This window comes from uncultured Algibacter sp., assembly GCF_905480415.1.
Taxonomy (GTDB): Bacteria; Bacteroidota; Bacteroidia; order Flavobacteriales; family Flavobacteriaceae; genus Algibacter_B.
In genome coordinates this window covers 1-11,229 of sequence record NZ_CAJQQI010000018.1, presented here as the reverse complement: position 1 = coordinate 11,229, position 11,229 = coordinate 1, and the positions used below count along the sequence as shown (strand labels likewise).

Sequence of the window (11,229 nt, the reverse complement as noted above, 5' to 3'; positions counted from 1 at the left end):
GTTGAGGGAGCAACTAGTACTTCAATTTCAAAAGGATTAACGGTTGAACAACCAGAATCTATATTTTCAATACGTGCGTATAAAATTGTAGTAGCAGGAGGAGTATTGTTATAAAAAGGCGGTAATTGATTAGTATTATCTTCTGCATCGTCGGGATTATCAAAATAAGAAACCGTAAAATTAGCGTTCCCACCGGTAATGGTATCGTCTAAAGACTGCAAGTCTATACTAGCGAAGCCGTCGTCATCGTTATCGCAATAAGGTATTGTTACATTTTCAAATAGTAATATAGGGTTAACAAGTAAGGTTATTTCAGTCTCTTCAAAACATTCTCCATCATCAATTGTAATATATAAAACTTGAGGACTTAATGATGAAAATGGAAGCGATTTGTCTAAACTAATACCATTAGTTCGGTCTTCTTCAGTTTGATAAAACGTGACATTAATTGGATTTGGTAATCCGTTTACTATATCTAATTCATTAGCAATTTGGGATTGAACAGAAAACAAATTAAAATCAAACGCATTTGTGTCGTCGTCATCATTATCACATTCGGCATAATCACCAGTGTCCGTACCCGTTAGTAAAAGGTTAGTATGAATTTCAAAAGGGACTATAGTAGCACAACCTGTAGGATCTTCAATTCTTAAATAAATAGTTGCAGAGCCAGGTTCAATAACCGCATTGGTGTATTGATAATTGGTTTCATCTGCTATGACATTAATATTCATTTCTGCATCATCAAACGTGGCGTGAAACGTTGTTGAAACTCCAGTTAACCCATTTAAAATAGTGCTAATAACTTCAGTTAAATCAAAAATTGCATCACCATCTAAATCTGTATCACATGCATCAATATATTGTGTATCTCTAATAACATCGGGACTAACCGTTACAACAACATCTAGAGTAGTTGCAGTCACACAACCAGTTGTAGTATCTACAATTCTTACATATACCAATTCGTTAGGCGTATTAGTATTTATGTATGGTGAAGGTATAGGATTGTCTCCAGTACTTACATCTAATGGATTGTAGTGATAAGTGACAAGTAAATTGGTTTGACCAGATGTAATTTCATCATCTTTTTGAGTCAAATCTATAATTGCGAACCCATCAGGAGTATCATCACCATCACAGACTTCTACAGGAGTAGGTGACACTATAACAGGAAGCGTGTTAACTATTAAGTTAAAGGTTGTGTATGAAAAACAATTGCTATCTAAATCTTGAACCCTTACAAAAATAGGTTGAGAACTGGACGTAATAGTTGTTATTCTATTGTCATTGTTTCTGGCTTCAGCATCCGATAAGTGGTAACTATATTCATAATTGGTAAAAGGTATATTCGCAATTTCCGCCTCAAGTTCGGCGTTCTTGGTTGTAAGATCAAAACTTTCTATACCGTCACCACTTGAATCATCACATAATTCGAAATCTGTTATAGGATTCATTGGTTCTTCAGTATTAAGAACAACAATAATTTCATCAGTTTCTACACAGGTCGTTCCATTAACAGGAACGCCAACTTCAACTCGGTAAGTGCCATCTTGAACAGCTATATAAGTTGAACTAACAGCACCGGTAATTAAAGTGCCATTTCTATACCATGCATAAGAAGCCAGAGGGTTTTGCAAGTCAGCATCTAATGTTGCTGAACTGGCACATGTGGCAATATCTCCTCCCAAATCTAAAATTCTAAAACTATCTCCTTCAATAAAAACGGCCGAGTCAAAAGTACCATCAGTTTGATCTGCGATTATTAATTTGATATGATAAGTGACATTTGGTAAAATACTGCCAGAAGCTGTTAAAACAGTTGTTCTTCCGTTATAATTTGTATCACCAATGTTGTACCCATTAAAATATTGATTGTTTTGTGCAGGACAAACACCAAAAATCTCATCATGAATCGTGTTTGTATTCACTGGTGTAGATGTACCTGGTATTAGTGCTATATTTTCATATGGATTTGCTGTTCCAGCTTCTCGAATTAAAAAAACAAAACCATCTGAAAATTGACAAGGGTTAATACCGAAGTATTCTTCAGAAGCCAATAAGTAATTAAATTGAAACTGATTTGATACAGAGACAAAATCAAACTCTATTGATGTAGCATTAACAGTATTGGTAATTCCTAAAGCAACTTCTAAATCTGTATCCGTTCCCCATGTTGTAGAACCTTCACTAAGCGTTGAAGTTACCGTAGAATTACCACCGGAAGCAGCGCCTCCTGTAGAAAGCATGATGCCATTTGCAAAAGGGAAATTAGAACCTGCTCTTTCAAAATAGGCATAACTTGAAAATCCACTAGGATTACCATTAACTTGAGAGCTAATATTTGTAATGTCAACACAGCCATTGACTAGGTTGTCTTGTATTAAGGATTGCAACCCAACAGAATCATCCACTGATATTTGTTGAGAAAACAAATAATTACTACTAAAAAGTAGTACACTTAAAATGAGGTAAATAAATCTCATAAATAGCAGGTATTTTCTATTTGGTTTTCATTCTGAAAAATAATACCATTAGCTGGGGCTAATAGTAGTGAAAAATAGACATTTTACAGATGAAATGCAAAAAAAACAAGGTAAAATGCATTACAGTTAATTTTTTAAATTAATTGTTTAATTCTTAAGCGTAAAATGATTTTTAAATATTCTACCATCTTCAAGTTGAACAGAAAACCAATAATCGTCACTTGGTAAGGCATTACCATTAAAAGTCCCATCCCAACCAATACCTGAAGGGTCTAACTCTTTAATTAGTTTTCCAAATCTGTTAAAGATTAGAATTTTGGTATTTGATTGAAATTGGTTTGAAACACCATATACTTGCCAAGTATCATTAAAACCATCATTATTTGGGGTGAAAAATTTAGGGAATCCAATTACAGAAACTCCTTCGTTTACAATACCACAATCATTTTTAATATCTCTCACAAAAACCCTATAAATACCGGGAGATACGTTTTCAAACACATTACTGTCTTGATATGAAAATATAATTTGGTTATCACTATTCACTAAGCTGTACTCATAAATACCTTCTCCAGAAGTAATAACTGTAACCGTATTATTTTCAGTCATATCTACAACATTTATAGATTGGAAAGACGCAATATTTGAAGGTTTAATAGTTACTGTTCTTTGTTTAGAACAGCCATTAATATTAGTAACCGTTACATTAAAAGTGCCAGGTTCATTTATTTCAATGTCATAAATGTTTTCACCAGTAGACCAAGTATATGAATAATTATTAGGCGAATCATTTAAAACAGCAGCATTTATAGTAATGGTTTCAGGAAAAATATTTAAACAATAATAAGCTAAATCTTCAGTAATTATATCTGGTAATTTATTTATGGTTAGAATCACTTCACTTATTCCATAACAAGCATTATCATTTTCTGCCCTTGCGTACAACTTTTGTAAATAAGGTTTTGTATTATTATATGGTGAGATTAACTCATTTTGTTCTGAAAGTACATCTTCATAAGATTCATAATATGAAATGGGTAATGAAATCCCATTTATGGTTTGTATATCGGTGGTAATATCATTCAAATTAAAAGTGCCTAAACCATCTTCAGAATTCAATTCATCACAAATAGGAGGTGCTAAATAATCATTAATTTGAGTAGATGAGGTTTCTAAAGTAAGTTCTCCAATGCTAAAACAACCTGTGTTTGAGTTGATTATTTGAACATAAATTATTTGAGGATTTTCTGTGTTTTTAAAACTAGTGAAATTGGTAATTTCACTCTCACTATTTTCAGCATCAGTTGGTGAAGTGTAAAATTTTAGTGCTCTGTCTGCAAAATTATTGGTTAATATACCTTCAGCTTCAAGTAAATTATAAGAAGTTAAATTATCTTTTATACCGTCTTCATCACATTGAATAAGGCTAGTATTGGTAAATAGTGGTAAAGGATTTATAGTTAATTCGATTGGTGGTGTAATCGCAAAACAATTAGTGTTTAAAATATTTTCAATTCGGCCATAAATATTTTCATTAAATGGTATTTGATTGTAGTATAGAAAACTTAATGGTTCGTTTCTGGTTTCTGCATCAGGTAATGATTGATAATAAGAAATTGAGTATAATGCTGCATCTTGACTACCTAAAATACCAGTATCAAATTGGTTAAGGTTTATATCTGTTTGTCCGTTAGTAACATCAGAATCACTCATAACGACCTTATCGCATATTTCGTCAGGATCAATAGTATTCACAATTGGCGTATTAAAAACTTGAATTGTAAAAGATTGAGAAGAATCAAAGCAATTATTATTCCCAGTGATACCCAATCTCGTATAAATTATTTGAGGATTCTTAGTATTTAGAAAAGGAAGACTAATTTCATTTTGATTATCATCAGCATCTTCTTTAGAGAGATAATATTTTATATTATAAACTGATGGATTTTGAGCGCCCAAAGCCTCTTGAGTTTGCATGGAAAAGTCAAATAAAAATTTGCCATCGTTATCACTATCACAAATCAAAACATCATTGATTGAATTTGTAATCGGTACATCAAAATACTCTACTAAAGCTGCACCTTCCAGGGTATCACAATCTCCAGTATTGAGTTCTATTAAAACGTCGTATGCGCCAGGTTGACTTATTACTAAGTCAAAATCATTTTCAGCTAATATAACACCATCTTTACTCCAAGTGTATGAAGCTCCGGGTATATCCTCAGAAATTAAAGTATAACTTTCTCCTACACACAGAGGTAGGTATGTAGTTTCAAATCCATTTTTAACAATATCTATTTTTTCAGTAAAAAATGAAGAAATAAAAGGTGGTAAGCCTTGTCTAGCATTACTGCTAAGTGGCAAAGCATTATGAGTATAATTGCAAGCTGTGCCAATTTGGTTCGGATTATTAATAACAGAAAGAAATGGTAAGCCATTATTGTATGTTCTACTCATGGATCTGTAAATTTTACCATTTGGACCTAATTGTAATGCACCTCTATAGGTCGTTCTTTCATCAATAACTATTTCAGAAGCGTTTATATCTGTAGCAGTTAAATCATATTGCAATAATGCACCATACTGACTATTTGGATTATTAAATTCTGCCTGACTAGGATTATAAGAAGTTGTAACATAAAGTAGCTCGTTATTTTGTGAAAATTCAACACCATAAGGCGCTTGAATTTTACCTGCTGGAGGTGTGAAATTAATATTTAGCAATGTTGGATTACTTACTATTCCAGTGGCTTTATCAAAATCAAATAAATATAAGCCATTACTAGAATTTGCACTAGCCAATTTTGTACCGTCTGGAGATAGTTTTAAGTAGCCTCTAGGATCATTAATAGAAAAATTAAAAGTTGAAGGAACTGGAGTTGTATTTATACCTAAATTTGAAATCTCATAAGCATAAAAAGTATCATAAAAATTTGAATTTAAGCCATTAGCATTAGCAAATGTTATTACCCAAATAGATTTTGATTCACAATCTTTTAAAACGGCACTGATTTTTTCGGAGCTAGCTTGTAAAAGATTAATGTTTTTACTAGTTACATCTCCTAAACCACCATTTAAAGTTAAATCGACTATGGAATAATTAAAACCCAAATTTGAAGGAGAATTAAGTGAGTTAGAAGTGTCAACTGTAAAAATGTAATAAATATTAAGATCATCAGGTTTAGGAATAACTATGGCCGATTGTGTGCTAGAAGGATCACCAAAAAGATCGTTATTAGACATTGGTTGGTGCAGTTTGTTAAAAACAGTGATTCCATCTGTATAAAATAATAAATCTCCATTATCATCTGAGATAGTAGTACAGCCTTCAACAGTATCTAGCATTCCATCCGTTAAATTTGAAACAGATCCATTTGCATTAAATTTAATTCCAGCATTTTCTCCAAAGTACCAGTTAGAGGCTTCATTTTGGGCATACATAAATAGTCCAAATAGACTAAATATTACGAATAATATAGTTTTTTTCATTTTTCAGTAGCAAAAGCTACCAAATATATTACAAATCTCGCCTTTTTAATAATCTAAACGATAAAAAGATGAATAATGCTGTCCAGCATAAAACGATAATAATTTCATATCCATGTGCTCCATAATCATAGGTCAGTTCTCCTTTGTCTGGGAACTTTGTCATGGCAATGCGCTGGAAGGGTTGGTCAATAAGTTTATACATTGATTTTAGTGGAAAGAAATTTTGAATCTTCTCAGCTAAACTAGAGTCTAGTTTCCAGGCCATTAAACCAAATACAATCCACTCTAGTATATAAAGTATAAATAGGAAGGCTAATGCGAATGCAGAACGTTTCACTAACACTCCGAAAAACAAGCATAAACTAAAGAAACCAATTAATTTAACAAAGTAAGCTACCAAAAATTCTGTTTCTCTAAATATAATAGAAGCTTCAGTATAGCTTGAATAGTATAAACCAATAGACAATGAAATTATACTAATCAGAATTGTTGAAACTAAAGAGAAGAATACAATAGTATAAAACTTTGAAAGTATAAATTCCTTCTTACTTAAACCGTCAATAAGGTTTTGTTTAATGGTTTTATTACTGTATTCATTACCAATCATGCTAACTACAACAATAGCAAAAAAGAACTTAAATTGTGATGCGAAAAAGGTAGTTAGGTGCCAAATAACTGGGAAGTTAAAAATGCCTAATTCACCTAATTCTAATGTGAAAAAACCAAAAACATTAAATTTTATTGATGAAAGCAAGATCACAAAAAATGGTAAAATAAACGATATAAAAATGAGTATTTTACTAGTTCTATTAAGTAATAACTTTTGTAATTCTAAATTTAAAAGTCGCAACATGTGGTTAGTTTTGGTTGTTATCGGTTAATTGTAAAAATTGCTCTTCTAAACTTTCTTTACGTTGTATTAAATGGGTAAGTATTATACCCTGGTCAAAAAGATATTTGTTAAAATCTTCCGATTTCATAGGTTCATTTAAAAAAGCTGTAACCAAATTATCTTGAACTTTAACCTTTCCAAATGATTTATGATTTTCCAATAATGTAACTAACTCCGTTTCTTTGTTGGATTTTAGCTCAAAGAACCCATAACTAGAAATCATTTCATCAACCCTGCCAGAATATAATTTTACACCTTTCCGAAGCACAACCACATGAGAACAAACTTTCTCAACTTCATCAAGTAAATGAGATGCTAATAAAATGGTGGTGCCTTTGGCCGCAATTTCTTTTATTATTTCTCTTATTTGATGTATTCCTTGGGGGTCTAAACCGTTTGTTGGTTCATCAAGAATTAATATTTCTGGATCGTTTAATAGGGCAGAGGCTATAGCTAAACGTTGTTTCATCCCTAAAGAATAGGTTCTGAATTTACTATCTCTACGATCTAAAAGCCCAACGATTTCTAATTTTTCATTTATTTTAGTATAATCCACACCTTTAATTTTACAAACCAGTTTTAAATTTTGAGTTGCTGTCATGTAAGGGTAAAAGTTTGGACTCTCTATGATAGCTCCTACTTTCTTTAAAGCATCGTGCGTTGAGGTGTTTCCATCAAACCAATGAAAATCGCCTTCGGTTTTATTAACTACATTAAGCACCATACCTAAAGTAGTTGACTTGCCGCTTCCGTTAGGACCTAAAATCCCATAAATATCGCCTTTGTTGATAGTAAATGATAAATCCTTAACGGCGGTTAAATATCCGAATTTTTTTGTGAGGCTATTAATTGTAAGTATAGATTCCAAACTATAAAGTTTTTTTTACTAGCATAAGAAGCTAGCGTTGGTTAGTTGTTTAAATATGACGATAGTCTTTGATTTTTGTTACAAGAATAAGTAGAAAAACGTTAAATTTGAATAAGTTTGAGCCTTATGCAAGATTTAAAAATATCAAAAAAGAAACCATCATATCCAATACCTGCTAAGTTACACGGTTATCTTTCAAGATATAACAGGAATGTGAAAATCCCAATTTTTTATGATGATTTGTTACGCTTTCAAGGATCAATAGTGGTTTATGATAAAGATGATAATGATACGCTTTGGATTCGTGTATATTATAATGAGTTTGAAAGGGAGGAAATAGATTCTGCATTAAAGAAAGTTTATACCATTTTCCATTCAGATGGTAATGAGAATATCTTACCTTTTTTAAACGTTGATGCTATTGATTATTGCACCTTTGGAAACTCAAAACCTTTCAGAATTAAAATTAGAAATGTTTTAAATGATAATTACACGTATTTCTATGTGAAAATTGCAGATGCCTCTCGTATTTATGGTTTGGAGTTAGAACACATGTTGTCGCCTTATAACTTAAACTTTCTAGTTTATAAAAATACATTAATTGAAGAGCATATTGCAGGAATCCCTGGAGATGAATTCATCAAGGATTTTTTACCCAAATGTGATAAGTCTGAGAAATCCCAAATAGCCAAAGAGTTTGTTAAATTTAATGAACGCTGCATGATTAGGCTTTTAGGAGATATGCGCTCTTATAACTATGTTATAGTGCCAACTCATGATTTTGATCATGTGGTATATAAGATTAGAGCTATAGATTTTGACCAACAATCATATGAAGGGAAGTTTAATATTTACAGACCTCAATTCTTTAAAGAGAATTATGAAATGGTTCAATTGGTAGCAAATAGTATTCAAAAATTTTCTATCGATCAGTATAAAACTGAGGAACGCTCTATATTGGTAAAACGCTTAAAAAGTTTTAATAAAAGAGTGGCAAAATTAATAAATTGTATGGAATTGGATGAGATTTCAACAAAAGAGAACGTGAAAACGTTGAAAATGACCATTTTTCACTATACTAATGATGTCAATTTTAAAAAGAGTAAAAATATGGGTGAAATTCTAAAATATTCCTTAGAGTTTTTAACAAGGAACTATGAAAATGTAAATCTGGAAAATTTAAGGACAGGACGTAATATTAATTCCAATTTTCGTTAAAATCTAAATCCTCATAATCATCTACATCAATACCATCTTCAAATTCGTTATAATCTTCATCCTCATCAGCTTCAAATAATTTTTCAGGTGCTGTATCTGGAACTTGACCTTGCACAAACATAAGGTTCGGATAGTCATTACCTTCGGTCTCATCAACTATTTCAGCTAATTCAACATAAAACGTCCACAAACTTAAAAAGTCATAAACATAAATAAGTTTTGTTTGCACTTCATGCACCACACTATCTAATGAGGTTTCGTTCATCAAACGTGCTGAAGCATCTTCGCTTAAATCAAACAATGAAATTTCTTCACCTTGATCCCAAGTATCGTTGCTTATGTAAAATGATGCCATTTCTGTACCATCAAAACCAAAAGATTGTGTAATGATGTTGTGTAAATCTTCAAGCGTATCGGTTTCACGAATTTCTAAATCGCGAAAGATATCTTCATCGGTATCATTATCTAAAATAATTCTAAATCTGTAAATCATGAAAAGCAAATTATGCTACAAAGGTAGCTTTTTTTTAAATTATTTAGAGAATCTATGAAGTGTAAATGTCATGGCGCTTAACAAGAAAAAAGCACCGATTTGATGTGCTACACCTAGCCAAACAGGAACTTGTAATAGTATAGTAAAAACACCAAGTAAGAATTGAATTCCAACTATTATTAAAAGGGAGTTTATACCTTTAAATTGATAAGGTGTTAGGCTCATCTTTTTGGACTTCACAAAAATTGAAATAATAAAACCAACAACTATAAAAGCCAAAATTCTATGTACAAATTGTACACCACTTTTACCTTCAATAAAGTTTTTGTAGACAGGTTTTTGTTCTATGTAAGCAGTTTCATGAAGAAACTTCCCCTCGCTCATCATGGGCCAATGATTATGTATCCAACCTGCATCTAAACCAGCTACAAAAGCACCATAAATAATTTGCAATATTAAAACTAATAGTCCCCATCGAATTAAATTTCTAAATGATGTGTTTCTTTCTTTTTTAGATGGAAAGATTAAATCTAAAGCCACCCAAAAGGTATAAGCAAACGTTATAAAAGCAGTTGTTAAATGTGCCGCTAATCTATAATGACTAACGTCTGGATTATCAACTAAACCACTTTTAACCATATACCAGCCTAAAAACCCTTGAAGAGAGCCTAATCCTAATAATAGTATTGCTTTTTTTATAGTGGGTTTAGTAAGTTGTTTTGTAATTAAAAAATATATAAATGGAAGTAAAAATACGAGACCAATAAATCTGCCGATTACTCGGTGTATCCACTCCCAGAAATAAATATCTTTAAAATCTTGAAGCGTAAATTGATTGTTAAGTTTTTGATATTCTGGATACTGTTTATACAAATCAAAAGCAGTTTGCCATTCAACTTGATTCATTGGTGGAATAGTACCTGAAATTAATTTGTAGTTAGAAATAGATAAACCAGAATGTGTAAGTCTGGTAATACCGCCAACAACAACCATTATAAAAATTAAAACACATCCTGTTATAAGCCAGTAAATTACTTTTTTGTTATCTTTTTTCATCTTTAGAAAAGTTCCTTTTTAAAACATAAGCTATTAGTTATGTTCTCATATTGTCCGTAATTTGGAATTATTGAATAATTCATTTTTTTGTAGAAAGAAACTGCTTCTGTTTGTCTTTTTCCAGTTTCTAAAACACAAGTTCTATAAGATAGTTCTTTTGACCATTTTTCTAATTCTTGCAAAACTTTTGAGGCTATACCGTTTCCACGGGCATTAATTTGGGTGAACATGCGTTTGATTTCAATCGTGTTTTCATTTATAGCTTTAAATGCCCCACAAGCTAATGGGATTTCATCTTTATATGCCATTACCACATGTTTTAAGACATCAATATTATTGTATTGATTATAAAAGGCATGGTCATCACCATCAACAATTTTTAAATAAGCGTTTAGATAATTAACAAGATTAACAAAATCTTTGTTTTCTGAATTTGTTCTAACGAGCTTAATCATAAACCAATGTTAGATTTGAGTCCTAATTTTTTACCTTTTTCTAGCATTAATTGATAAGCCGCAGCATATTCATTCGGAATATCACCTTCAAGAATAGCCTCTTTAATTGCTTCCTTAATGATACCAATTTCTCGTGAGGGTTTAAGGTTGAAGGTTTTCATTATTTCTTCTCCTGAAACTGGAGGTTGAAAATTTCTAACATGATCCCGTTCTTCAACTTCAACAATTTTCTCTCTTACAATTTTAAAATTATTATGATACTTATTAAATTT

8 protein-coding genes and 1 pseudogene are annotated in these 11,229 nt (G+C 31.4%); 1 reads left to right on the top strand and 8 read right to left on the bottom strand.

What is annotated here, in order from left to right:
• The 4 genes from QZ260_RS01895 to QZ260_RS01880 all read right to left on the bottom strand — a co-directional run.
• Positions 1-2,486: choice-of-anchor L domain-containing protein (locus tag QZ260_RS01895; protein WP_295982139.1), on the bottom strand; the 2,486-nt coding region annotated here is incomplete at its 3' end.
• Between the two features lie 147 nt (positions 2,487-2,633).
• Positions 2,634-5,975 (bottom strand): T9SS type B sorting domain-containing protein, encoded by a 3,342-nt coding sequence (locus tag QZ260_RS01890; RefSeq protein WP_295982137.1) that lies wholly within the window; start codon positions 5,973-5,975, stop codon positions 2,634-2,636.
• Between the two features lie 28 nt (positions 5,976-6,003).
• A complete protein-coding gene (locus QZ260_RS01885; protein ID WP_295982135.1) occupies positions 6,004-6,828 on the bottom strand; it encodes an ABC transporter permease subunit in 825 nt (274 codons plus the stop codon).
• Between the two features lie 4 nt (positions 6,829-6,832).
• Positions 6,833-7,735, bottom strand: a complete 903-nt coding sequence (locus tag QZ260_RS01880; protein ID WP_295982134.1) for an ATP-binding cassette domain-containing protein — start codon at positions 7,733-7,735, stop codon at positions 6,833-6,835.
• Positions 7,736-7,861: 126 nt separating this feature from the next.
• Here QZ260_RS01880 and QZ260_RS01875 point away from each other — a divergent pair, with 126 nt between their 5' ends.
• Complete coding sequence (locus QZ260_RS01875) at positions 7,862-8,953, top strand: hypothetical protein (RefSeq protein WP_295982133.1); 1,092 nt, start codon at positions 7,862-7,864, stop codon at positions 8,951-8,953.
• Here QZ260_RS01875 and QZ260_RS01870 read toward each other — a convergent pair.
• The 4 genes and pseudogenes from QZ260_RS01870 to QZ260_RS01855 all read right to left on the bottom strand — a co-directional run.
• Positions 8,934-9,446, bottom strand: coding sequence for a hypothetical protein (locus QZ260_RS01870; RefSeq protein WP_295982130.1), 513 nt, complete (start codon positions 9,444-9,446; stop codon positions 8,934-8,936). The genes QZ260_RS01875 and QZ260_RS01870 overlap by 20 nt on opposite strands.
• A 39-nt stretch (positions 9,447-9,485) precedes the next feature.
• The gene (locus QZ260_RS01865; protein ID WP_295982128.1) at positions 9,486-10,502 is read right to left on the bottom strand and encodes a COX15/CtaA family protein; all 1,017 of its coding nucleotides are present in this window, start codon (positions 10,500-10,502) and stop codon (positions 9,486-9,488) included.
• Between the two features lie 2 nt (positions 10,503-10,504).
• Positions 10,505-10,957, bottom strand: a complete 453-nt coding sequence (locus tag QZ260_RS01860) for a GNAT family N-acetyltransferase (RefSeq protein WP_295982126.1) — start codon at positions 10,955-10,957, stop codon at positions 10,505-10,507.
• Positions 10,954-11,229 (bottom strand): annotated as a pseudogene (locus QZ260_RS01855) (tRNA nucleotidyltransferase); the annotation flags it as partial. The gene QZ260_RS01860 and the pseudogene QZ260_RS01855, both read right to left, overlap by 4 nt.

What these genes read in the sequence shown, in the direction of transcription:
- QZ260_RS01860 (WP_295982126.1), bottom strand. Translation starts at nt 10,957, where the DNA reads ATGATTAAGCTCGTTAGAACAAATTCAGAAAACAAAGATTTTGTTAAT.
- QZ260_RS01890 (WP_295982137.1), bottom strand. Translation starts at nt 5,975, where the DNA reads ATGAAAAAAACTATATTATTCGTAATATTTAGTCTATTTGGACTATTT.
- QZ260_RS01870 (WP_295982130.1), bottom strand. Translation starts at nt 9,446, where the DNA reads ATGATTTACAGATTTAGAATTATTTTAGATAATGATACCGATGAAGAT.
- QZ260_RS01865 (WP_295982128.1), bottom strand. Translation starts at nt 10,502, where the DNA reads ATGAAAAAAGATAACAAAAAAGTAATTTACTGGCTTATAACAGGATGT.
- QZ260_RS01885 (WP_295982135.1), bottom strand. Translation starts at nt 6,828, where the DNA reads ATGTTGCGACTTTTAAATTTAGAATTACAAAAGTTATTACTTAATAGA.
- QZ260_RS01875 (WP_295982133.1), top strand. Translation starts at nt 7,862, where the DNA reads ATGCAAGATTTAAAAATATCAAAAAAGAAACCATCATATCCAATACCT.